The sequence below is a fragment of the Streptomyces sp. NPDC018031 genome (genome assembly GCF_044327625.1).
In the GTDB taxonomy this organism is placed as follows: Bacteria; Actinomycetota; Actinomycetes; order Streptomycetales; family Streptomycetaceae; genus Streptomyces.
The window spans coordinates 81,712-104,436 of the sequence record NZ_JBIRFT010000019.1 but is presented as its reverse complement, the minus strand read 5'-3'; the positions used below and the strand labels follow the sequence as shown (position 1 = coordinate 104,436).

Genomic DNA, 22,725 nt, shown 5'->3' with positions numbered 1-22,725 from the left:
GCGCCGGCCGGTCATGCGTCGCCGGGCGCCCGCCGTCCCCACCGCCGCCCCCCGAGGGCCCGCACGCCCCCACCACCGGCGGCCCGGCACGGCGGGCGGTCCTTTACGGCCACCACCGCCGGGAGTAACCTATAACCAAATGGTTGTACATCGTTTGCCGGACGAGGCGTCCGTGGACCGCCTGTTCCACGCGCTGGCCGACGCCACGCGCCGTGACATCCTCCGCCGCTGCCTCCGGGAGAGACTGTCGGTGTCGCGGCTGGCCGAGCTGTATCCGATGAGCTTCGCCGCGGTGCACAAACACGTCGCGGTGCTGGCACGGGCCGGTCTGGTCACCAAGCAGCGCCAGGGCCGGGAGCAGCTCGTGGGCACCGACCCGGACGCCGTGGACCGGGCGCGCCGGGCGCTCGACGCGTTGGAGACGACCTGGCGCGGACGGGTGGACCGGATGTCCGGGCTGCTCACGCGGGAACCCGGCGCCGCGCGGAACGATCCGATGGAAGGACAGGACGAATGAGCGTCACCAGTGTCGACAAGAACCTCGACGAGCTGACCCTGACCCTGACCGCCGACTTCGCCGCCCCGGTCGAACGGGTGTGGCAGCTGTGGGCCGACCCGCGCCGGCTGGAGCGCTGGTGGGGGCCGCCGACCTACCCGGCCACCGTAGAGCGACACGACCTGACCCCCGGCGGTGAGGTCACCTACTTCATGACCGGCCCGGAGGGCGACCGGCACCGCGGCTGGTGGCGCGTCACCTCGGTCGAGCCGCCGACGTCCCTGGAGTTCACCGACGGGTTCGCCGACCAGGACGGGAAGCCGGACCCCGACCTGCCGTCCAGCACGGTACGGATGCGGCTCACCGAGCACGACGGCGGCACCCGGATGGAGGTGCGCTCGGTCTTCGAGTCCCGGGAGCAGATGGAGCAGCTGGTGAAGATGGGCATGGTGGAGGGCCTGACGGAGGCGGTCGGCCAGATGGACGCCCTGCTGGCCGGCTGACCGGCCACCGCGCCGGCGCGGGCCGGGGACGGCACCTGCCCCCCGGCCCCCGCCCCGCCCGGCGGCGCGCCGCCGCCCCGCACCCGCTGGTGAGCGGGTTGCGGGACGGTGGCGGGGTGCTCGGATGCGTCGGACGCGGAGGAAACGGGTCGCTGGGCGGTGGGGGTCAGGCGTGGAGGAAGCGGTCCAGTGCGGTGACCGCGAGCTGCCGTCCGACGTCGGTGGCGTGGCAGCGGCGCAGACTGTCGAGCATGAGGAAGTCGTGGACGATGCCGAGCACCCGCACCGCGGTGACCGTCACTCCCGCCTCCCGCAGCCGGGCGGCGTACGCCTCGCCCTCGTCGCGCAGCACGTCCGCCTCGCCGGTGACGACCAGGGCCGGCGGCAGCCCCCTGAGCTGGTCGACGGCCGCCCGCAGCGGGGCGGCGTGGGGTTCGGCACGCTGAGCCGGGTCGGTCGTGTACTGGTCCCAGAACCACATCATGCCGTCCCGGGTGAGGTAGTGGCCCTCGGCGAACTGGCGGTAGGAGGCGGTATCGAAGTCCGCGTCCGTCACCGGGTACAGCAGGACCTGGCCCCGCAGGGTCACGTCGCCGCGTTCCTTCGCCATCAGCGCCAGGACGGCCGACATGTTGCCGCCGACCGAGTCACCGCAGACCGCGATCCGGGAGGTGTCCAGCCCGTACGCGGCGCCGTGCTCCGTGATCCATCTGGCGACCGCGTAGTTCTGCTCGATCTGGGTGGGGTACTTCGCCTCCGGCGCCCGGTCGTAGAGCGGGAACACGACGGCCGCCCGGGCCCCGACGGCGAGTTCCCGCACCAGCCGGTCGTGGGTGTGCTCGTCGCCGAAGACCCAGCCGGCGCCGTGGATGTAGTACACGACGGGCAACGGCCCGGTCGTCTCCTGGGGTGTGACGATCCGGGTGCGCACCCGGCCGTACGCGCCGGCGTCGACCGTCACCCACCTCTCGTCGGTCTCCGGCCTGGCCACTCCCTCGACGGTCTGCAGCCCGCGGAGGATGTCCCGCCCCTGCTCCGGGGGGACCTCGTAGATCCGCGGATGCCCGGCGGTGGCCGCCGCGAGTTCCCCGGCGGCGGGCTCCAGGACCGGTGCGGGCGGAGCGGGGAGGTCGGCCATGGGGACGTCTCCTGTCGTGCGTGCGGCCCGGTCCGGTGGGCGCCCGGCTGTGCGGGGGCGCGGGGCGGCGGGCGGCTCCGGGCGTCCCGCGGCCGGAAACGCCCCGTTCCATGCTCGACCGGCGCCACGGGTCCCGCAATGCGAACGGCGCACCCGAGACGACGGGGCAGGTGCCGGGGCGGTCGGACCTCGGCCCGGGCGGTGCGGCCGAGGCGCGGGGCCGCGCGGCCGGCCGTGTCGCGGGCGCCGGGCGGCGTGGCACACCGGGCACCGGTACGCCGCGGGCCGCGCCACGCGCCGGCCCTCCCGGGCGGGGTGGGTGCGCCTGCGGCCGGGTCGGGATCCGCCCGGCACGACCCACCGGCCCGGACGTCCGTCGGCACGGGTCTACTCCGGCCCCACCACGCCGTGTTCCCAGGCCCACGCCGCGATCCCCACCCGGTTCCGCGCCCCGAGTTTCGCCTGGACGTTCGCGATGTGGGTCTTCGCCGTCCCCGCGCTGATGAAAAGCTCCGCCCCGATCTCCGCGTTGGTGTGGCCGCGCGCCACCAGCCGCACGATCTCGACCTCCCTTCCGGTCAGGACCCGTGCGGCCGTCGTGGGCGCCTTCACCGCCGGATCCGACAGCCGGCTCAGCAGCCGCACCGTGATCTGCGGGCTGATGAGTGTGTCACCGGCCATCGCCGCCCGGACCCCTTCGATCAGCAGCGCCGGGCCGGACCGCTTGAGCAGGAAGCCGCAGGCACCGGCCCGCAACGCGGTGTGCACGTACTCGTCCAGGTCGAAGGTGGTCACCACCACGACCCGGGTCTGCGGGGCCAGCAGCCGGGTCACCTCCAGCCCGTCCAGGCGGGGCATGCGGATGTCGGTCAGCACGACGTCCGGGCGCAGTTCCCGGGCCAGCGACAGCGCTCTCTCTCCGTCCGCGGCCTCGCCCACCACCGTCATGTCCGGCTGCGAGTCGAGGATCAGCCGGAATCCGCTGCGGATGTCGTCCTGGTCGTCGGCTATCAGGATGCTCGTGGTCACCGCATCATGATCGCCCCTGGGCGGGGGTCCGCCGGGAAGACCGCCGAGACACGCCAGCCGCCACCGTCGGCCGGGCCCGCCTCGAGCGTGCCTCCGGCAGCGTCCACCCGCTCCCGCAGCCCGGCGAGCCCCGTGCCGCCGGTGTGCCGGCGGCGGGTGAGACGGTTCCGGGCGCCGCGCGGGGGCGCGGTGTTGGCCACGGCCAGCTCGATCCCGCCCGAGGCCAGGCGCAGGGTCACCCGTACCGTCCGTGCGCCGGGCGCATGCCGCGTGACGTTCGTCAGGGCCTCCACCGCCACCCGGTAGGCGGCGGTGTCGGCCTCCCGGGGCAGCGCTGCCAGCGCCGCCTCCTCGGCCTCCAGGGCACCGCCCTCGAACCGCTCCACGAGTTCACCCAGTGCGGCGAGCCCGGGGGCAGGAGCCGCGGGACCCCCGCCCGCTTCCCGGAGGGCGTGCACCGTCCGGTCCATCGACGCCAGCGCGCTCAGTCCCGCTGCCTCGATCCGCTCCAGGGCGCGTACGGCCTGGAGCGGATCGGTGCCGGCGACGAACCGGGCCGCCTGCGCCTGCACCACGATGGCGCTCACGTCGTGCGCGACGAAGTCGTGGAGATCCTGCGCCAGTTCCAGCTGCTGGTCGCGCCGCGCCTCCCGGACGGCCCGCCGGGTCCGGGAGGCCTGCCTGCGCAGCTGGGCTCCGATCGCGACCGCCCCCAGCGCGGGCAGCGCCCAGAAGGCCGCCGCCCCGCAGATCTCCAGCCACGACCCGCCCTCGTCCCACACCAGCGGGGCCGGCCACAGTGCCACCGCCGCGACCCCCAGGGCACCCGCGAGGTACCCGGACCGGACCGGCGACCACCGTGCCGCCAGCCCGAGCAGCGGCAGCAGCAGCGCCACGCCGGCCATGGACCAGGCGGCGGGCACACGGGCCAGCGAGCCGGCGCCGGAGAGCAGGGCGGCGCCCGCCAGCACCGGGGCGTGAAGAGGGCGCGGAAGCACGGTCATGGGGTGACCCTACGAGTCCGTCCCGCCACGATGGCATCCGCCGTTCGGCAGAGCCCGCCCGCCGCCACGGCCGAACGGTCCGCCGAACGGCGAATGGTCAGCGGCGGGTGCGCGGGCGGAGCCTTGGGGACATCACCAGCCGTCTCCCGGACAGGACTTCGACGATGCCCACCACCGCGCCCGCGAGGGCCGCCGCCCCGCTCCCCGCGCCCACCCGCCGCCCCTCGCTCGCCACCGTGCCCGGTGTCTCGCGGACCGCCCGGTGGGCCGCGCGGGGGGCCGCCCTCACCCTCGTGCCGACCGGTCTGTGGCGCACCGCCATCGCCTTCGGAGCGCCCTCGGGGTTCAAGGAGGGCGACATGCTGCACGTCGCCAACTACCCGAGCAGGTACTCCCTCTACCTGATCGGGCTCAGTGTCTTCGCCGAGCTGGTCGGCCTGCTCGCCCTCGGCCTCGTCCAGCGCTGGGGGGAGGTGATGCCGCCGTGGGTGCCGTGGCTCGGCGGCCGCCGGATCCCGCCTCTCGCCGCCGTCGTACCCGCCGCCACGGGCGCCCTGCTGGTCACGCTGGTCTCGGTCGCGGGGGCGTCGCACTGGAACTCTCCCGACAACATGGGCGGCGATCTCGCCCCCACGGGCGTCGCCTGGTGGGTGATGACCGCCTGCTACGCGCCCCTGCTGCTGTGGGGGCCGCTGCTGGCGGTGGCCACGGTGGCGTACTGGCGCCGCCGCCGGAGCCACGGCTGACCACCGGAGACCGACCGGTACGGGCGGAGCGTCCGGTCCCGGCCCGTCGGTCGTCCCGCGGGCCCCGCACGGGCGGACGGCCACCCGCCTACCGGAGCCGGTGGGTGCCCGGGGTGTACCCGAAGGCTCGGCGGAAGACGTCGATGAACGCGCTGGCGGACGACCAGCCGCACCGGTGTGCCACGGTGGTCACCGGGGCGTGCTCGGCCAGCAGCACCAGCGCGTGGTAGAGCCGCAGTTGGGTGCGCCACTGCGGAAAGGTCATCCCGAGATCGCTCCGGAACAGGCGGGACAGGGTGCGGTCGCTCGCGCCGACCTGTCTGCCGAGTGCGGCCAGGGTGCGGTTGTCGGCCGGATCCGCGTGCAGGATCGCGCACAGTTCCCGCAGCCGCGGGGCGGTGGGGGCCGGCAGGTGCAGCGGCTGCTGGGGGGAGGCCCGCAACTGGTCGAGCAGCACGGCCCGCAGCCGCCGCCGTTCGGGGCTGTGGTCGTCCGGGGTGCGCGTGTAGGCGATGATCAGCTCACGCAGCAGCGGGCTGACGCTCAGCACGGTCGGCCCGGCGAGGCCGAGCGGGTTGTCACCGGCGTCCAGGCCGATCAGGTGCAGTTCCAGCTCGCCGTGGGCCTGGTGGGCGTGGACCGTGCCGGCCGGCACCCAGATGGCACGGGTGGCCGGGGCGATCCAGGTGCCCGCGCCGGTCGTGACGGCCAGCACGCCGCGCCCGGCGTAGGCGATCTGGTGGGTGTCGTGGCGGTGGGCGTCGATGGCGGCCCCGGGCGCCATCGCCTGGGTGCGCGTCGGCGCGACGGGCTCATGGCGGATCTGCGTCATCGGTTGGCAGTTTATCGAAAGCGCGACACGCGGCCCGGCCCCGACCATGGCGGGGTGCGAAAGAACAAGTCCGTCATCCTGCTGTCCGTCGGGCACGCCTGCGTGGACGTCTACCAGGGAGCCGTCGCGTCGCTCGTCCCGTTCTTCGTCGCCGAACGCGCCTACACCTACGCCGCCGCCTCGGGCATCGTGCTCGCCGCCTCGCTGCTGTCCTCGGTGGCGCAACCGGTGTTCGGGGCCCTCACCGACCGCTGGGCGATGCCCTGGCTGCTGCCGGTGAGCACGGTCCTCAGCGGGGTGGGGATCGCGCTGAGCGGCCTCAGCGGCTCGTACCCGCTGACCCTGGTGTGCGTGGCGGTGTCCGGGATCGGGGTCGCCGCCTACCATCCCGAATCCGCCCGGGTCGCCCGCCTCGCCGGCGACGGCAGCCACACCGCGATGAGCTGGTTCTCCCTCGGTGGGAACATCGGCTTCGCCGCCGCGCCGCTGCTGGTCGGTGCCGTCGTCGCCACCGGCGGCCTGCGGCTGTCCCCGCTGCTCGTGCTCCCGGCACTCGTCGGGAGTGTTCTGTGCCTGCCCGTCCTGCACGCGTTGCGGAAGGCGTCGGGTGCCGCGTCCGGCGGTACCGTCCCCGCCGGTGCGGACGACACGGCGTCGTTCGTGAAGCTGTCCCTCGCCGTGGTGTGCCGGTCGATCGCGTTCGTCGGCCTGAGCACCTTCGTCTCGCTCTACGCCCAGCAGCGCACCGGTGGTGGCACGGCCGCGGGTACCGCCGCGCTCTTCGTCCTCTACCTCGGGGGCGCGGTGGGCAGTGTGCTGGGCGGCCGGCTGGCCGACCGCCGGGACCGGGTCACCGTGGTCCGCGCCTCCTACCTGCTCACCACCGCGGCGGTCGCGGGTGTGGTGTTCGTTCCCGGCCCGGCGTTCTATGTGTTCCTGGCGCTGACCTCGGCCGGGCTCTACGTCCCCTTCTCGTTGCAGGTGACGCTCGGTCAGGACTACCTCCCGACCCGGGTCGGCACCGCAAGCGGGATCACCCTCGGGCTCACCGTCAGCGTCGGCGGTGCCGTCAGCCCGGTCATCGGCGCGGTCGCCGACGCCACCTCGCTCCGCACCGCGCTGGCCCCGTTGATCGTGATGCCCGCCCTGAGCTGGCTGCTGTTCCGCACCCTTCCCGAACCCCCCGCGCCGAAGGCCCTGGCGGCGCCTGCCGACGGCGCCTCGGATGCCGAACCGTCCGCCGCCCGGTGAGGCGACCGCGGGCCGGTGCGCGACGAAGCCTGCCGGCCCGGTACCGGGGGCCGGGACCGCGGGGGCCCCGTCCGGCCCGCCGCCGCGGGACGGTTGTCCGCTGACCGGCTGGGGGTGTCCGGACGCCTGGCCGCGGCCGACCTGGCACCTGGTCTCCGGTCACCCGACCTCCGAGGGTGAGGTCGAGTACTGCCGGTGCTCCTGCGGCGCGCTGGCCGTCCTCGTCGACGGGGAGCTGACGGCGTACGCCGGTGCCCGCCGGCCCGGCTGAGCGGCCACCGCCGACGGCGTCCGGCGGGATGGGCCCCGCGGGGGACCCGGCCGGCGACGCGTCCGGCCCGCCCCGTCGGAGCGCGGCTCAGCCCGGCTAGGGTGGCGTACGGCCGGGTGCCGACGTTCCGGAGGGTCCGGCGGTCACGGTGCTCGGCGGAGACCGGGGGGATGCCGTGCGGCCGACCGCGCGTTCCGGGCACACCGGCCACCGGCTCACCACGCGGTGGGCCGGGGAGCCGACGGCGGGCGGTGCCGGGCCCGGGCCCGTGCCCCACCCCGGCCACCGACACGCCGGCCGTCCCGTCACCGCGCCCGCCCCGGCCGACGAGCGGACCACCACATGACGACGCTGCTCGGCGGTCTCGCCGTGAACCCGGCCGCCCCGGCGGACCTGCTGCTGCGGCTGCTCGAACCGGGGTACCCGGAGTACGAGGATGTCTGGCCCGCGCTGGCCGCCCGGCGGGCCCGGTTCCCCGAGGAGGTGGCCGCGGCGATCGTCGCGCACCCGGACCGCCGGGTCCGCGGTGCCCTGGCCCGCAACCCGTTCGTCGACCCCGAGGTGCGCGGGCTGCTCGTGAACGACCCCGACTGGCTGGTCCGGGCCCGGCTCGCCGGGTGGCCCGACCGGACCCGGCCGGTGCGCCCGCTCCCCGACTGGGTCATCGACCGGATGCTCACCACGTACGACAACGACTGCCTCCAGGAGTTGCTCTTCTCCCGCCAGGTCCCCTTCCGCGTCCAGCGCTCCTACGGCAGCCATCCCCTGGCCTCGATCCGGCAGATGGCCACCAACATGTGGGGGCTGCTGTCCGGGGACGAACGGGAGGCGCTGCTGCGGGACCCGCACCCGCGGGTGCGGGCGAGCGCGCGGCGCATGCGGGAGACCGACGACGCGGAGGCGATGGAACGCCTGCTCGGGCCGCTACCGGTGCCGCGCAACCACGGGACCACGCAGATCCTGGTGAACCACCGGCTCTCCCGGACGGTCGTCGACTGGCTGCTGAGCGACCCCCACCCCGACAACCCGTGGGTGCTCGCGCACAACCACAGCACCCCGCCGGACGTCGTCGCCCGGCTCGCCGAGCACCCCGACCCGGAGGTCAGACGGGAAGTCGCCGGCCGCCGCGAACTCGCCCCGGCGCTGGTGGCGGCCCTGGCACGCGACGTCGACCCACGGGTGCGCACCACGGTCTCGCTGCGGCCCGAGCTGAGCGAGGACCAGCGGGCGGCCATCGACTACGTGGTGGACACCGACGAGGAGTTCGGGCCGGTGGAACACCACGCCCGTGCGGCCCCCGACCCGGCCGGGTCCGCCGCGTACGCGCGCTCGCGCCATCCGCTGCTGCGTCGCCGGGCCGCCCGGGACCCCGCCCTGCCCGCCGCGCTCGTCGCCGCACTCGCCCGTGACGAGGACCGGGGCGTGCGGACGCTGCTGGCGCACAACCATCCGGCGCCGCCGGCGGAGCTGCTGCTGCGCACCTATCTGGAGCAGCGCGGCCCGGCCCGCGAGCTGCTCACCGAGCACCCGTGCTTCCCGGTGGCGGGCCTGGGCGCGCGCTTCGCGGGGGCCGACGCGGCCGACCGGCGCCGGCTGGCCGTCCTCGACCCGCGGCTCGCGCCCGCCACCGCCGACCGGCTCACCCGCGACCCGGACGCCGGGGTCCGCGCGGGGGCGGCCGGTCATCCCCGGCTGCCCGGCGAGCGGCTGCTCGCCCTCCTCGGCGACGAGGAACTCGGTGCGCGCGCGGCGGCCAATCCCGCGCTGCCGGTGACCGTCATGCGCGGACTGTTCACCTGACCGCGACGGGCCCGCCGGGGCACCGGGGCGGGCGCCGGCGCCCGGCCGGTCTCCCGGCCGGTCTCCCGAGGGGATCGCCTCGGCCACGGCGGTCACCCCGGCGCCGGCGGCCCCGGCCGCGCCCGCGCTCCCGTGGGCGGTGCCGGGCCGCGGTGGCTCAGCGGGCGTCACCTTCCCAGTCGAAGCGGTGCGGGTCGCCGGGTCTGGGGCCGTAGAGGGCCTTTCCGTCGGGGCCGTAGCGGCCGATCTCGGTGCGCAGGGCGACGCTCTCGGCACGCTCCCGCGGAGTCCAGCCGGTGACGTCCAGCCAGAGTCCGTCGAGCGGACCACCGACGAGCTCGACGTAGTCGCGGCCCGGCCGGCGACCGGGGTCGGGGTCGTCGTGGTCGACCCCGTACACCCGGCCCCGCATGATCTGCTCGTCCATGTCGCCAGCCTGCCACCCGTCACCGACAACCGGCCGCCGGCCGCGTGCGGAGTGTGCCGCCGCGGCCGACCGGTCCCTGCCGGCATGGCCGCTCCGGTCCGCGAGGGTCACAGGACGGCGTCGAGGAGCTCCCGGGTGTAGGCGGCCCGGGGAGCGGTGAAGATCTCGTCCCGGGACCCCGTCTCGACGACCTCACCGGCGTTGAGCACCGCGATGCGGTCGCAGAAGTGCCGCACCACGGCCAGGTCGTGGGAGATGAACAGCAGCGACAGGCCCAGATCCGCGCGCAGGTCCATGAGCAGGTTCAGGACCTGCGCCTGGACGGAGACGTCCAGCGCGGACACCGGCTCGTCGGCGATGATCAGACGGGGGCGTACGGCCAGCGCACGGGCGATGCCGATCCGCTGCCGCTGCCCCCCGGAGAACTCGTGCGGGTGGCGCGGCAGGTGGGACGGTGACAGGCCGACCTGCTCCAGCAGCTCGGCGGCCCGGTCGCGGCGGGCCGCGGCGTCCAGCCCGGTGTGGATGCGCAGCGGCGTGGTGACGATCTGCTCCACGGTGCGGCGCGGGTTGAGCGACGCGTAGGGGTCCTGGAAGACCAGTTGCACCTCGCGGCTCAGCTCCCGGCGCAGCCGGGTGTCGGTGGCGGCGCGGGTGACGTCCCGGCCCTGGAACCGGACCGCCCCGGCGGTGGGCCGCCGCAGGCCGGCCAGGACGCGGGCCAGGGTGGACTTGCCCGACCCCGACTCGCCGACCAGCCCGAGGGTTTCACCGGGTGCGATGTGCAGGGTCACGCCGCGCACCGCGGGAAGCGGCCGGCCCCGGCGCAGCAGCGACCCCCGCCGCCCGGGGAAGTCCACCCGCACCCGGTCGAGTTCGGCCAGCGCCGCTGCCCCGGTGCGGTCCCGGGCCGCGGAGGCGACGGGCCGGGCCGCGGGGCAGGGCGCGGGGTCCGGTTCGTCCACGGTCGCCAGCCGGGAGCCGGGCGGGGTGCGCAGGGTGGGTGCGGCGCCGACGAGGGCGCGGGTGTACGGGTGGGCGGCGGCGGTGAGGAGCCGCTGTGTGGGCCCCTCCTCGACGGCCCGGCCGGAGCGCAGCACCAGCGTCCGGTGACAGGTCCCGGCGACGACGCCGACATCGTGCGTGATGAGCAGCATGGCCGTCCCGCTCGCTGCCTGGAGGTCCCGCATCAGGTCGAGGACCTGGCGCTGCACCCGGGCGTCCAGCGCGGTCGTCGGCTCGTCCGCGACGAGCACGTCCGGTTCGTTGATCAGCGCCATCGCGATCACGACGCGCTGCCGCATGCCGCCGGACAGCCGGTGCGGGTGGTCGCCCAGGCGCGCGGCGGGGATGCCCACCCGCTCCAGCATGGCGGCGGCGCGTTCCCGGGCCTCCCGGCGGCTCGCGTCCCGGTGGTGGATCCGGTAGGCCTCGGCGAGCTGGGCGCCGACGGTGTGGAAGGGCGACAGGGCGTCGAGCGCGTCCTGGAAGACCATGGCGACCCGCGACCCGCGCACGGTCTTCAGCAGCGTCTCCGGGGCGCCGACGATCTCGGTGCCCGCCGGGTCCGGCGCGCCGTCCGCACCGGGTGCCCGCGGGGCGCGCCGGTTCCGGGGGCCGATCCGGATGCTGCCGCCGACGCGGGTGCGCGCCGGATCGTGCAGGCCCAGTGCGGCCAGTCCGATGGTGGACTTGCCGGAGCCGGACTCCCCCACCAGGCCCAGCACTTCGCCGGGCGCCAGGTCGAAGGAGACACCGGCCACCGCGGGCGCGGAGCCGTGCGCGGTGCTGAAGGAGACCGTCAGATCGCGGACCCGCAGCGCGGGTGCGGGGGTGCCGGCGGTCAGCCGCGCCGCGCGCGCCCTGGTCGTACGCGCCGTCCGGTCCGGGTCCCGGCGCGGGCCGGTTTCGGTGGCCTGGGTCATGTCAGCCTCACACGGGGATCGAGCCAGGCCACCACCAGGTCGGCGACGGCCACGAAGACGACGACGAAGAACGCGGCGAGGAGCACGGTGCCGACGACCGTCGGCAGGTCGTTGCCGGTGACCGCGTCGACGGCGAGGGTGCCGACGCCGCCGAGCCCGAAGACGGTCTCGGTGATGAACGCGCCGCCGAACAGTGCCCCGACCTCCAGCCCGAGCAGTTGCACCAGCGGGGCGGCGGCCCCCCGCGCCGTGTACTTCAGGTGCGCGTGCAGGGTGCCCAGGCCCTTGGCGCGGGCGGTGCGCACATAGCCGTCGTGCATGGTCTCCAGCATCTGCGAGCGGGTGAGGCGGGCGAAGACCGCGGCGTTGACGAAGCCCAGTACCAGCCAGGGCAGCAGCAGGCCGGCGGCCCAGCGGCCGGGATCGTCGGTGAGCGGCACGAAATCCGGCAGCGGCAGCAGCCCGGTGGAGTAGACCAGGAGGTACTGCAGCACGTACCCGAGGAAGTAGATCTGGACGCTGGCGCCGATCAGGCTGAAGCCCGACAGCAGCCGGTCGGTGGCGGTGCCCCGGCGCAGTGCCGCCACCAGGCCCCCGCCGACACCGATCACCAGGATCACCGCGAGGGCGCCGCCGGCGAGCGAGAGGGTCACCGGCAGGCGGTCCCCGATGGCGTCGAGGACGGGCTGGTGGAGGGTGTAGGAGTAGCCGAGGCAGGGTGCGGAGCAGTGGATCGCGCTGCCGTCGACGTCCGCGATGGTGCGGCCGGAGACCAGTCCGCCGAGGTAGTCGAGGAACTGCGCGGCGAGGGGCTGGTCGAGTCCCATGCTCGCCCGGACGGCCTCGACCTGACCGGTGTCGCACTTGGGGCCGCAGGCGATCAGCGCCGGGTCGGTGGGCGCGGCGTGGAACAGCCCGAAGGCTGCGGCGGTGATCGCGAGGAGCACCGCCGCGGCCTGCAGGACGCGTCTGAGGAGGTAGCCGGTCATGTCTGCGGTCAGGGCTTCTTCACGTACAGGTCGACGGCGGCGATGGAGCCGTAGATCGGGTGGATAGCGGCGCCGCCGATGCCGGCGCCGCGGAACTGGGTGGTGCTGCTGTAGAGGAAGGGCACCACCGGCACGTCCTTCATCACCTGCTCCTCCAGGGCGATGAGCGCCTCGGCCTTCCGCTCGGCGTCGCCGATCGCCGCGATGCGCTCCAGTTCCCGGTCGACGGCCGGATTGGCGTAGCGGATGGAGTTGGACAGGGCGTCCAGCTTGCTGTGGAAGCTGTCCGGCAGCAGGGTGGAGGGGGTGGGCCAGTCCACGGAGTTGGTGGACAGCCACATGTCGTAGGGGGCCGGCCCGCGGAAGACCTCGTTGTGGAAGGCGGCCGGTTCGAGCCGCTTGATCACGAGTTTGACGCCCGCTTCGGCGAAGGCGTCGGCGAGGACCTGCGCGAGCCGGTCGGCCTGCGGGCTGTCCGCGGAGTACGCGTAGGTGAGGGTGGTGACCTTCTTCTCCGCCCTGGCCAGGTGCTCCTTCGCCTTGGCGATGTCGCCGGTGGGGGCGACCGGGTACAGGTCGTACTTCTTCCAGCCGACCACGGCGGGCGAGGAGAGGGTGGTGGCGAGGTCACCGACGTGCGGACCGCCGAGCACCTGGCGGGCCTGCTCCCGCGGGAAGAGGTAGTGGATGGCCTTGCGGACCTCGGGGTCGGTGACCCGGCTGTTCTTGATGTACAGGTCGTTGGTGTAGGCGCCCCGGCTGCCGGAGACGATGAGCTTCCGCTTGGCGGGGTCGCGTTCGGCGGTCGCGTACAGCTCCGGGGGAAGCTCGTTCTTGGTGCTGACCGTGGTCCGTCCGGCTCCGCGGCCGTTGAGCACCTCCTGCGCGGTGTTGAGGGTCTGCTTGCCGAAGGTGAACTCGTAGCGGTCCGGGTACTGGTGGCGGATGGGGTCGGTCTCCGGCTTCCAGTGCGGGTTGCGTTCCAGGGTCAGGCTCCGGTTCTGCCGGTGCTCGGCGATCCGGTACGGCCCGGTGGCGAAGGGCTTCACGTCGTATCCGGTCCCGGTGTCCTTGTCCGGGCGGACCGGTGAGGAGGAGGACTGGGCCGCCATGTAGGGCACATCGGCCTGCGGCCGGGGGAAGTGGAAGACGATGGTCTTGTCGTCGGGCGTCTCGATGGCGTCGAGGTGGCCGTCCTCGGGGCCGCCGTACTTCTGCACCGCCGTGGTGCGGTCCTCCGAGCCGGTGAGCCACTCCGGCCAGTAGGTGGGGCCGGCTTCGAAGCCGGGGGCGAAGGTGCGCTCGATCCCGTACTTGACGTGTTCGGCGGTGATCGGCTTGCCGTCCTCCCAGGCGATGCCGTCCTTCAGGTGGTAGGTCCAGGTGCGGCCGCCGTCGGAGGGGGTGCCGGTGTCGGTGGCGAGGTCGCCGACCAGCTTCGGCTTGCCGTCCACGACCTGGTACTGGGTCAGTTGGCGGCCCCACAGCAGCGACGTGCTGTACGTCTCCCCGGAGTAGATCTTCTGCGGGTCCAGGTGGGTGTAGTCGACGAGGTTGGCCACGGTCACGGTGCCGCCGGGCCGGGCACCGGGGACGGCGGGGGCCGGTCCCGCGCTGTCCTTCGCGGTGCCGAGCGTGGCGGTGAGCCGTTTGCCGCTCCTGGCGGCGGTGCTGTTCTTGCTCCCGTCCGCGGCGGCGCCCGCGGAGCAGGAGCACAGCAGCAGGGCGGCGGTGGTGGCGAGGGCCGGCAGGGCTGCGGCGCGCGGGCTGAATTGGGGCATGACGAACTCCGATGTGTGGGTGTGAGTGGGGGTGGGGGTGGGGGTGGGGTGTGAGTGTGGGTGGGGTGTGGGTGGGGACGGGAGGGAGGGGAGGCGGCGGAGAAGGCCGGCGGGCCGTGCCGGGCGCATGACCTGCGGTCGGCCGCAGCGGTCAGCGGTCAGCGGTCAGCGGTCAGCGGAGGGTGCGCGGGTCCAGTGCGTCCCGCACCGCGTCGCCGAGCAGGTTGAAGGCGAGGACGAAGGCGAGGATCGTCACGCCGGGGAACACCAGGTAGCTGGGGTCGTCGTGGAAGACCTCGGAGCCCCGGGAGATCATGCGGCCCCAGTCCGGGATGGGCTCGTTGATGCCGACGCCCAGGAAGGAGAGGGCCGCCTCGGTGGTGACGATGCCGGGCACGGCCAGGGTGATGTGCACCAGCACCGGCGCCCAGACGTTCGGCAGCAGCTCGCGGAAGACGATGTGCCGCCGGCCGGCGCCCACCGCCCGCGCCGCCTCGACGAACTCCCGCTCGCGCAGGGACCGGACGGCGGTGCGCAGCACCATGGCGAGCGGGACCCACCCGAAGGCCGAGAACACCAGGATGAGCACGGTGAACTGCATCCACGCCGGCTCGTTCTCGTCCGGCGCCACGAATCGGGTCTGGATGACCGGGCTCAGCGCCAGGAGCAGCAGCAGGGTGGGGAACGCCAGCAGCACGTTGCACACGAGGGTGAAGGCCCGGTCGACCACGCCGCTCAGATACCCCGCGGTGACGCCGACCACCACCCCGATGACGGCGATGACGGCCGCCGAGGCGAACGCGATCAGCAGTGAGGTGCGCATCCCGTACAGCAGCTGGGCCAGCACGTCCCGGCCGAGCCCGGGCTCGATGCCGAGCCAGTGCTCGCCGGACATCCCGCCGTTGGGCAGCACCGGGAGTCCCTCCGGACTCAGCAGTCCGGGCCGGTTCTGCCCGTAGCGCTCGGTGGGGTTCTTGCCGTAGACGGCGGTGAGCAGGGGTGCGGCGAGCGCCAGGAACGCGAAGAGACAGACGACGCCGAGCGAGACCAGGCCGACGCGGTCACGGCGGAAGGCCCGCAGTGCCGTGGCGAGGGGGCCTCGGTGCCGGACGGCCGATGCGGCGGCCTCCGTCGGCCGGAGTGCCGAGGTTTCAGCCGGCGATGGTGCTGCCATGTCGCTGTGCTCCCAGATCTCTTCGGCCGCTCCCCGGTATGGGGAGCGGCCTCGTTCCGTCCTGGGGCAGGGTCGCCGCCCCGAACAGAAGGCATTAGATATGAAGATCGAAATGCTCGCAATGCCTAGCTTTCAAAGGAAAACTCGCTACATGAGGCCAGGATTGCAGCATTGTTTCGGCTTCATATGGCCGCAACGGATGAATGGGGCATATGCCTATCCAGCGGGCGCCCAGCCGTTGGATTCCCGGCCGTGGCACCGCTTCGGAGACGTGCGTCACAACCGTGGTGTGCCGCCTGCATCCGGCTCCGGTGGGCACCGCGGCCGGGCCGCCGCGGGCCGGGCACGGAACTCATGGCGGTCCGGCGGGTGCCCATGGCAGGCTCTGCGACATGAACGGGAACGGGGAGAGCAATCGGGACGCGGTCCGGCGCAGTTACGACACCGTCGCCGGGGAGTACGCGGCGCGGCTACACGACGAGTTGGCGGGCAAGCCGCTGGACCGGGCGCTGCTGACCGCCCTGCTGGAGCAGACCGAGACGGGTACCGCCATCGCGGACCTGGGCTGCGGCCCGGGGCATGTGGCGGCCTGGCTCGCCGAACGGGGCGCGCGCACGGTCGGGGTGGACCTGTCCCCCGAGATGGTCGCCACCGGGCGCGCCCGGTATCCGGCGGTGGAGTTCCGGGAGGGGGACCTGCTGGCGCTGCCCGCCGAGGACGGCGCGTTCGGCGCCGCCCTCGCGCTCTACACGATCATCCACATCGCACCCGGCGACCTGGGCCGGGTGTTCACCGAGGTGCGGCGGGTACTGCGCCCCGGCGGGCTGTTCCTCGTCTCCTTCCACACCGGCGACGAGGTGCGGCACCTGGACACCTGGTGGGGCCACGAGGTCGACGTCGACTTCCACTTCCTCGACCCGACACGGATCGCCGGACTGCTGGAGGAGGCCGGGTTCACCGTGGAGATGCGGCTGGAGCGCGCCCCCTACCCCCACGAGGCGGAGACCCGGCGCGGCTATCTCCTGGGCCGCCGCACCTGACCGGGGCGCCGGGCCGGGCCGACGGCGGGGTCGTACGGGCCCGCCTGGGGCCCGATGGCGGGCCGGCCCCGCGGCCGGCCCATGAGGCGGCCTGCCTGGGGGCCGGCCGCCCGGCGGGGCCGCGCCGCGCGTCTCAGCGGGGCGCCGGCAGGTCGATCCGGGAGAGGACCTCGGCCACGAACGGGCGCACCCGGGTGGTGAGTTCGTGGCTCCAGTCCTCCTCGGTGTACCGGCGGTGCAGATACAGCTCCCTGACGTGCGCGAGGACCGGGCGGTGCTCCGGCGGCAGGCGCGTGAGCGCCCAGTCCGCCGCGGCGTCCTTCGCCCGGATCTCACCGGTGGCGAGCGTGGACCAGATCCGGACGAGGGTGAGCAGGACGTTCCGGGTGTCGCCGGCCAGGTCGTCGAGGAGCGCCGGGATGCCCGCCGCGCTGGAGCGGACCAGGTCCGCGTGCGGAACGGGATCCAGCACCCGCGCCGGGGGCGGGCCGGTGAGCGGGTGGTCGCCGGCGAGAACCATCGTCAGCAGCAGGGCCAGGTCCGGCATGGGTTCCGGCCGGGGCGGCCCGCCGACCGCCAACTCCTCGCGCAGCCACTCGCCGTAGAGGAAGTCACCGGTCGGCGGGTAGCGCCACGGACGGACGTCGGACTGGACGACCACGGTGAGTTCGACCGGGCGGGCGCCGTCCGTGAAACCGGAGATCCCGGACAGCCCCGTGAGCAGCATCCGTCTCTCCCGGTCGACCATGCTCCGCCGGGAGACGACCAGGACGTCGAGGTCGCTGGCCGGCCGGAGCCCCCCGAGCACCGCGGAGCCGTGCAGATAGCTGCCCACGACTTCGGGGCCCAGTACATCGCCGACCAGTTCCACGACCCGCCGAATCTGCTCCACTGCGCCACTGTCCGCCAGGTGCCGGCGGGGCCGCAACCGGGTTTGCCGGCGGGCCTGTGCGCGTCCGGGGGGCGGCCGTGGCCGGCGCTCGGGCACCGGGCGCCGGCCGGGTCCGTGTCATCGAGTCGGCGGCCGGGCACGACGGGTTCCTCACCGGGACCGACCGGGCCGGGGCGCTGATCGGGAAATCCTCACCCGCCGCCGACGCCTTCCGGCCGCCGCCGCACCGCGCCCTCCGGCCCGGTGGCTCCGGCGCCCCTTCGCACGTCCGCACGCCGCCCGCGGGGCGCGGCCGAGTGCGGCGCCGGGGTCCCCGGCGGCCACCGGGGCCGCGCGGCGGGCGGCGTGCGGTGCGCGGCGAGGGGTCGTGGCGCCCGGCAGGCGGGGCGTGGAGCCCGACGGGGGTCGTGGCGCCCCGGCGCCCCGGGAGCGGACCGCGCGGCGCGGTTCCGCCCCGGCCGCCGGCCCCGAGTGGGCGGTGGGCCGACGGGGTGCCGGCACGGCCGCGGCGTCAGCCGAGCGGCCGGCGGCGCGGCGCCGGGGCTGGTGCGCACGGCCGAGTGGAACCGAGGGGGCCGTGGTGCTCCCGCCGCGGCGGTCCGGGGCAGGCGGCCAGGGCGGCCGGTGGAGCCCGCACCGGCACGAGGCCACCTCATCGACGCCGCTGCCGCGCTGCGGCCGGCGCCCGCCCGCCGGGCCCGCGGAGGCGGCCGAGAGGGGGCAGGCGCCGGCGGCCATCCGGCGGGGCGCAGCGGGTACCCGGGCAACGGCGGGGCGGAACTCGGGGCGACCGCCCCTCGGAATACCCCCGGGGGTACCCCTGTTAAGGTGAGGAGAAATACCCCCCGGGGTACATTGCCGTGGAAGGAGTCGTGACCGTGTTCTTCGTCGACACCCTGGAGACCGAGGGGCTGGGCAATCGCAGCTACCTGGCCGGCGGGCCCGGCGCCGCGGTGGTGGTGGATCCGCCGCGGGACATCGACCGGGTCATCGCCGCGGCGGCCCGGCGCGGCGTCCGCATCGCCTACGTGGCGGAGACCCATGTGCACAACGACTACGTCACCGGCGGCCTGGAGCTGGCCCGGGTCACCGGCGCCCGCTATCTGGTGCCGGCCGAGGCGTCGGTGTCCTTCGCCCGCACCCCGGTCGCCGACGGGGACACCGTCCCGGTCGACCAGGGGCTGGTGCTGCGGGCGATAGCCACCCCCGGCCACACCCCGCACCACACCTCCTACGCCCTGGAGGCCGACGGCCGGGCGGTGGCGGCCTTCACCGGCGGGTCACTGCTGATCGGCACCGTGGGGCGGCCGGATCTGGTCGAACCGCGGCTGACCGAGCGGCTGGCCCGGGCCCAGCACGCCTCGGCCCACCGCCTGGCCGAGGAGCTGGACGACGAGGTGCGGGTGCTGCCCACACACGGCTTCGGCAGCTTCTGCTCCTCCGCGCAGGCGACCGGGGACGCCACCACCATCGGCGCCGAGCGCCGGAACAACGACGCGTTCACCCTGGACGTGGACGCCTTCGTCACCGAGATGCTCGCCGGACTGGACGATGTGCCCGCCTACTACGCGCACATGGGGCCGGCCAACTCGGCCGGGCCCGCGCCGGTGGACCTCACGCCGCCCGAACCGGCCGACGCCGAGGAGATCGCCGAGCGGCTGGCCGCCGGTGAGTGGGTGGTGGACCTGCGCAGCCGGGTCGCGTTCGCCGAGGGGCATGTGGCCGGGTCCTTCAACTTCGAGGGCGACGGCAGCCTCGCCACCTACCTGGCCTGGCTCATCCCGTGGGGCAAGCCCGTCACCCTGCTCGCCGAGAGCCCGGACCGGTTCGCCGACGCCCAGCGGGAGCTGGCGCGGGTGGGCATCGACCGCCCGGGCGGGGCCGCCACCGGCGACCCGGAGCGCTGGGTCCGCGCGGGCCAGGCGCTCGCCTCGTTCCCGCGCGCCGCCTTCGCCGACCTGGCCGCCGCCCGCGCGCGCGGCGAGCAGGTGGTGGTGCTGGACGTGCGCCGCGACTCCGAGCGCGCGCAAGGGTACGTCGAGGGCTCGGTGCACATCCCCGTCCACCGGTTGCCCGGCCGGCTGGCGGACGTACCGGAGGGCACCGTGTGGGTGCACTGCGCCGGCGGGATGCGGGCGGCGATCGCCGCCTCCTTCCTGGACGCCGCCGGACGCGCGGTGGTCGCCGTCGACGACGGCTTCGACGCGGCCACCGAGGCGGGCCTGACCGTGGCCGGTCCGTGAACGCACCGAGGTTCCGGACACCCCCGGCCCCGTCCACCCGCCGACAACGGCACCGAAGGCACGTCATGCACCTCCCCCGCCCCCCGTACCGCCTCGCCCGCGCCCTCTCCGCCACCCCCGCCGCCGACGGCGGGCGCGGCGGCCGCGGCCGGCCCGACCGGGACGGATCGCCGGCGTGAGCACCCTGGTCCTGGCTCTCGTCGCGGGCGCCGCGGTCGGCCTGGCGCTCGGTGCGCTGGGAGGCGGCGGCGGTGTGCTCGCCGTTCCCGCACTGATCCATCTGAACGGCTTCACCCCGGCGGCGGCCACCACCGCGAGCCTGCTCATCGTCGCCGCCACCTCGCTCACCGCCCTGTACGCGCACGCCCGCGCCGGGAACGTGCGCTGGCGGGCGGGGGCGCTGTTCGCCGCGGCCGGACTGCTGCCGGCCGCGGCCGCCGGAGCCGCCGCGGCCCGGCTGCCCCAACCCCTCCTCACCGCCGCCTTCGCGGGGGTCGCGGCCCTCGCGGCCGTCCGGATGCTCCGCCCCGCCCCCGCCACCCCGGCGCCGCGGGCGGTTCGACCGGCCACCGCGGCCGGTTCCGGCGCGGGGCTGGGCGCCCTGACCGGACTGCTCGGTGTGGGCGGGGGCTTCCTCACCGTCCCGGTCCTGACCACCGTGCTGGCCTTCGAGACGCAGGCCGCGATCGGCACCAGCCTGCTGGTCGTCTCGGCGAACGCGCTCGCCTCCCTGGCGACCCGCGGCGCCACCACGACCGGCATCGACTGGGCCGCGGTCGCGCCGTTCGTCGCGGCCGCGGTGCTGGGCGCCTGGGACGGCAGAAGACTGGCGGCCCGGGTCTCCGGTTCGGCGCTGCGGCGCGCCTTCGCCCTGGTACTGCTGGGGGTGGCCGTCTTCATGCTCGTCGACGCCCTGACCTGACCGGCCCTGTCGTGTCCCTCCTGGGGAGCCGGCTCAGGCCAGTGACAGGAACAGCTTCTCCAGGCGGGCCCGCATCTGCTCACGGTCGCCCGAGGCGGCCATGTCCGAGTCGGTCAGGCAGTGCTGCAGGCCGGTGGCGATGATCGCGAAGCCCGCCTTGTCCAGCGCCCGGGACGCCGCCGCCAGCTGCGTCACCACGTCCTCGCAGTCCCGTCCCTCCTCGATCATCTTGATCACTCCGGCGATCTGGCCCTGGGCCCGCCGCAGCCGGTTGACCACCGTCTTCAGTTCCTCGGCCGCCATCGCCAGTTCCACGATCCCACTCCCGTCGAATATGTCTCATATACCCCTCCGGGTATCGTACCCGGAGCGGTGCCCCCGGAAGGAAAAGGAAACCCACGTGACCGCCACCCCCGCCCTCTCCCCCGAGCAGGCCCGTACCCGCCTCACCGAGCTGACCGTCATCGACGTCCGCACCCCCGGCGAATACGCCACCGGCCATCTGCCCGGTGCCCACAACGTCCCGCTGGACCACCTCGACACCGCGCTGCCGGCCCTGCGGGCCGCAGCCGACCGCGGTGACCTGCTGTTCGTGTGCGCCTCCGGCGCCCGGTCCGACCAGGCCTGCCGGCGCCTGGCGGCCCAGGGCGTCAGCGCCGCCACCCTCGCCGGGGGCACCGGCGCCTGGATCCGGCTCGGCCATGACGTCCACCGCCCCGCCGGGGCCCGCGCGACCTGGGCCATGGAGCGCCAGGTCCGCCTCGCCGCCGGTTCGCTGGTCCTGACCGGACTGCTCGCCGGCCGGCGTCTGCCCGCCGCGCGCTGGCTGTCCGCGGGCGTCGCCGGCGGACTGGTCTTCTCCGCCCTCACCGACACCTGCGGCATGGCCCGGGTGCTCGGCAAGCTCCCGCACAACCGCCCCCACCCCACCGACCTGGCCGCCACCCTGGCCGCGCTCACCGGCTGACCGGCGGCGGGACGGAGCGTGCGCGCGGCGGCCCCGATGCCGGGCATCGGGGCCGCCGCCGTGCCGGCGCCGGCGCGGGACACCGCGGCCGGACCGGTTCCGCCCGCCCGGCCCGCCGGCCCTCGGCGAGCCGGCCCGGGGCCTCGGCGAGGGTCGCTCAGCGCCGGCCGAGCGCCTTGGCGCGCAGGTGACCGCGGCCCGCGAGCACCGCTCCGGCAACGGTGAGTGCCCCGTACACCAGCAGGGCCGGCGCGAATCCGCCGGGGAGCCAGTCGAGCAGTCCGCGGTGTTCGTGATCGAGCAGCAGCCGCACCAGCCCCTGGCCGAATATCGCCAGTACGACCATGCCGAAGACCTGCAGGACGTCGTACTTCATCGCCATCCTTTCCGGGAGATTGACGTTACGAGCGTATCAATCACTTTTCCTGAATTCGGCCTTGGAAAGGCAGAGATTCCTCTTTTCGTCACACTTCTTTCGGCGCTACGGTGAGAGATGTGCGTGACGAAAACAGAACCGCCAGGGCGTGCCCGGTGTGCGGTGCGCCGACGGTCCGGCCCGAGCGGGGCCGCCCGCCCGTCTACTGCTCCCGGAGCTGCCGGGCCCGGGCGTACCGCCGGCGCAAGCAGCCACTGCCCGCGCCGGGTGCTCCGACCGCGCCGCCCGTGGCGCAGCCCCCGGACACCCGGTCACACAGGCGGCAGCGGATCGCCGAGGCGGTGTGGCGGATCGCCGCCGAGCGGGGCCTGGACGCGGCGAGCATGCGCAACATCGCCGCCGAGGCCCAGGTGTCGCTGCGGATGGTCCAGTACCACTTCGACAGCAAACACAGCCTGCTGGTCGACGCGCTGCGCCTGCTGCACGAGGAGAACGAACGACGCGCCCGGGCGCGCATCCGGTACGACATGACGGATCCCCCCGAGCTGCTGCGGGCGCTGCTGGACGAGTTCCTGCCGATCGACGAGCAACGCGCGTTCGCGCTGCGGGTGTTCGCCGCCTACTACGCCCGCAGCCTGACCGATCAAGCGCTCGCGGCGGTGTTCCTGGACGCCGAGCAGCCACTGGAGCGGCTCGTCGCGGACATCATCGGGGCGGGTCAGGAGGCCGGCCGCGCGGCCCGGGGCCTGGACCGGCGGCACGAGGCCGACCTGCTGGTCTCCGGCGCCACCGGCCTGGGCCTGGACGTCCTGCACGGGCGCCGTCGCCTGGCGGACGTGCGGGCGGTGCTCGACTACCACCTGGCCCGGATCTTCCCCTCTCAGGCCACTGCCGGGCCCGGAGACTGAGCGTGGGCCAC

Annotated in this window: 22 protein-coding genes; 10 read left to right on the top strand and 12 right to left on the bottom strand. The window is 74.9% G+C overall.

All coding sequences use genetic code 11. The features are described 5' to 3' along the window. Window positions 1-139 precede the first annotated feature (139 nt). Both ACH4B3_RS29690 and ACH4B3_RS29685 read left to right on the top strand, forming a co-directional pair. Window positions 140-517, top strand: coding sequence for an ArsR/SmtB family transcription factor (locus tag ACH4B3_RS29690; RefSeq protein WP_398468008.1), 378 nt, complete (start codon window positions 140-142; stop codon window positions 515-517). Further along, window positions 514-999 (top strand): SRPBCC domain-containing protein, encoded by a 486-nt coding sequence (locus ACH4B3_RS29685; protein ID WP_398468006.1) that lies wholly within the window; start codon window positions 514-516, stop codon window positions 997-999. Before ACH4B3_RS29690 ends, ACH4B3_RS29685 begins: the two co-directional genes overlap by 4 nt. Window positions 1,000-1,165: 166 nt before the next feature. Here the strand turns inward: ACH4B3_RS29685 and ACH4B3_RS29680 are convergent, their stop codons facing one another. The 3 genes from ACH4B3_RS29680 to ACH4B3_RS29670 form a co-directional block, all read right to left on the bottom strand. Continuing rightward, window positions 1,166-2,137 carry an alpha/beta hydrolase gene (locus tag ACH4B3_RS29680; protein ID WP_398468004.1) on the bottom strand — a complete coding sequence of 324 codons (972 nt, stop codon included), beginning with the start codon at window positions 2,135-2,137 and terminating at the stop codon, window positions 1,166-1,168. A 387-nt stretch (window positions 2,138-2,524) separates the two neighbouring features. After that, window positions 2,525-3,166, bottom strand: a complete 642-nt coding sequence (locus ACH4B3_RS29675; protein ID WP_398468002.1) for a response regulator — start codon at window positions 3,164-3,166, stop codon at window positions 2,525-2,527. After that, window positions 3,163-4,170, bottom strand: a complete 1,008-nt coding sequence (locus tag ACH4B3_RS29670) for a sensor histidine kinase (protein ID WP_398468000.1) — start codon at window positions 4,168-4,170, stop codon at window positions 3,163-3,165. The genes ACH4B3_RS29675 and ACH4B3_RS29670 overlap by 4 nt, the downstream gene beginning before the upstream one ends. Before the next feature lie 164 nt (window positions 4,171-4,334). Here ACH4B3_RS29670 and ACH4B3_RS29665 point away from each other — a divergent pair, with 164 nt between their 5' ends. Beyond that, a complete protein-coding gene (locus ACH4B3_RS29665; protein ID WP_398467998.1) occupies window positions 4,335-4,916 on the top strand; it encodes a hypothetical protein in 582 nt (193 codons plus the stop codon). An 88-nt stretch (window positions 4,917-5,004) separates the two neighbouring features. Here ACH4B3_RS29665 and ACH4B3_RS29660 read toward each other — a convergent pair whose 3' ends face one another. After that, complete coding sequence (locus ACH4B3_RS29660) at window positions 5,005-5,748, bottom strand: AraC family transcriptional regulator (protein WP_398467996.1); 744 nt, start codon at window positions 5,746-5,748, stop codon at window positions 5,005-5,007. A 54-nt stretch (window positions 5,749-5,802) separates the two neighbouring features. On the opposite strand from ACH4B3_RS29660, the gene ACH4B3_RS29655 reads away from it, so the two are divergent. After that, window positions 5,803-6,999: an MFS transporter gene (locus ACH4B3_RS29655; RefSeq protein ID WP_398467994.1), complete on the top strand. Its 1,197-nt coding sequence runs from the start codon at window positions 5,803-5,805 to the stop codon at window positions 6,997-6,999. A 613-nt stretch (window positions 7,000-7,612) separates the two neighbouring features. Continuing rightward, window positions 7,613-9,070, top strand: coding sequence for a translation initiation factor 2 (locus ACH4B3_RS29650; RefSeq protein ID WP_398467992.1), 1,458 nt, complete (start codon window positions 7,613-7,615; stop codon window positions 9,068-9,070). 157 nt (window positions 9,071-9,227) lie between these two features. Here the strand turns inward: ACH4B3_RS29650 and ACH4B3_RS29645 are convergent, their stop codons facing one another. The 5 genes from ACH4B3_RS29645 to ACH4B3_RS29625 all read right to left on the bottom strand — a co-directional run bounded on the left by ACH4B3_RS29645 (window position 9,228) and on the right by ACH4B3_RS29625 (window position 15,366). Further along, window positions 9,228-9,497 (bottom strand): hypothetical protein, encoded by a 270-nt coding sequence (locus ACH4B3_RS29645; RefSeq protein WP_398467990.1) that lies wholly within the window; start codon window positions 9,495-9,497, stop codon window positions 9,228-9,230. 107 nt (window positions 9,498-9,604) lie between these two features. After that, window positions 9,605-11,422 (bottom strand): dipeptide ABC transporter ATP-binding protein, encoded by a 1,818-nt coding sequence (locus ACH4B3_RS29640; protein ID WP_398467988.1) that lies wholly within the window; start codon window positions 11,420-11,422, stop codon window positions 9,605-9,607. Then, a complete protein-coding gene (locus tag ACH4B3_RS29635) occupies window positions 11,419-12,411 on the bottom strand; it encodes an ABC transporter permease (RefSeq protein ID WP_398467986.1) in 993 nt (330 codons plus the stop codon). Before ACH4B3_RS29635 ends, ACH4B3_RS29640 begins: the two co-directional genes overlap by 4 nt. 8 nt (window positions 12,412-12,419) lie before the next feature. Beyond that, complete coding sequence (locus ACH4B3_RS29630) at window positions 12,420-14,192, bottom strand: ABC transporter substrate-binding protein (protein WP_398467984.1); 1,773 nt, start codon at window positions 14,190-14,192, stop codon at window positions 12,420-12,422. Window positions 14,193-14,364: 172 nt separating this feature from the next. Further along, window positions 14,365-15,366 carry an ABC transporter permease gene (locus tag ACH4B3_RS29625; protein ID WP_398467982.1) on the bottom strand — a complete coding sequence of 334 codons (1,002 nt, stop codon included), beginning with the start codon at window positions 15,364-15,366 and terminating at the stop codon, window positions 14,365-14,367. Between the two features lie 392 nt (window positions 15,367-15,758). Here ACH4B3_RS29625 and ACH4B3_RS29620 point away from each other — a divergent pair, with 392 nt between their 5' ends. Then, the gene (locus ACH4B3_RS29620; protein WP_398467980.1) at window positions 15,759-16,406 is read left to right on the top strand and encodes a class I SAM-dependent methyltransferase; all 648 of its coding nucleotides are present in this window, start codon (window positions 15,759-15,761) and stop codon (window positions 16,404-16,406) included. A 133-nt stretch (window positions 16,407-16,539) separates the two neighbouring features. Here the strand turns inward: ACH4B3_RS29620 and ACH4B3_RS29615 are convergent, their stop codons facing one another. Then, on the bottom strand, window positions 16,540-17,298 hold the full coding sequence (locus tag ACH4B3_RS29615) for an aminoglycoside adenylyltransferase family protein (RefSeq protein ID WP_398467979.1): 759 nt from the start codon (window positions 17,296-17,298) through the stop codon (window positions 16,540-16,542). A gap of 878 nt (window positions 17,299-18,176) precedes the next feature. On the opposite strand from ACH4B3_RS29615, the gene ACH4B3_RS29610 reads away from it, so the two are divergent. Further along, the gene (locus ACH4B3_RS29610) at window positions 18,177-19,541 is read left to right on the top strand and encodes a rhodanese-like domain-containing protein (RefSeq protein WP_398468052.1); all 1,365 of its coding nucleotides are present in this window, start codon (window positions 18,177-18,179) and stop codon (window positions 19,539-19,541) included. A 175-nt stretch (window positions 19,542-19,716) separates the two neighbouring features. Then, window positions 19,717-20,463 carry a sulfite exporter TauE/SafE family protein gene (locus tag ACH4B3_RS29605; RefSeq protein WP_398467977.1) on the top strand — a complete coding sequence of 249 codons (747 nt, stop codon included), beginning with the start codon at window positions 19,717-19,719 and terminating at the stop codon, window positions 20,461-20,463. A 33-nt stretch (window positions 20,464-20,496) separates the two neighbouring features. On the opposite strand, the gene ACH4B3_RS29600 is transcribed toward ACH4B3_RS29605, so the two are convergent. Beyond that, window positions 20,497-20,778, bottom strand: a complete 282-nt coding sequence (locus ACH4B3_RS29600) for a metal-sensitive transcriptional regulator (RefSeq protein ID WP_085573762.1) — start codon at window positions 20,776-20,778, stop codon at window positions 20,497-20,499. 85 nt (window positions 20,779-20,863) lie between these two features. Between ACH4B3_RS29600 and ACH4B3_RS29595 the strand changes: the two genes are divergently transcribed. Continuing rightward, complete coding sequence (locus ACH4B3_RS29595) at window positions 20,864-21,430, top strand: rhodanese-like domain-containing protein (protein WP_398467975.1); 567 nt, start codon at window positions 20,864-20,866, stop codon at window positions 21,428-21,430. 157 nt (window positions 21,431-21,587) lie between these two features. Here ACH4B3_RS29595 and ACH4B3_RS29590 read toward each other — a convergent pair whose 3' ends face one another. Next, window positions 21,588-21,806, bottom strand: coding sequence for a hypothetical protein (locus tag ACH4B3_RS29590; RefSeq protein ID WP_398467973.1), 219 nt, complete (start codon window positions 21,804-21,806; stop codon window positions 21,588-21,590). Window positions 21,807-22,093: 287 nt separating this feature from the next. Between ACH4B3_RS29590 and ACH4B3_RS29585 the strand changes: the two genes are divergently transcribed. After that, a complete protein-coding gene (locus ACH4B3_RS29585) occupies window positions 22,094-22,714 on the top strand; it encodes a TetR/AcrR family transcriptional regulator (protein WP_398467971.1) in 621 nt (206 codons plus the stop codon). Window positions 22,715-22,725 lie beyond the last annotated feature (11 nt).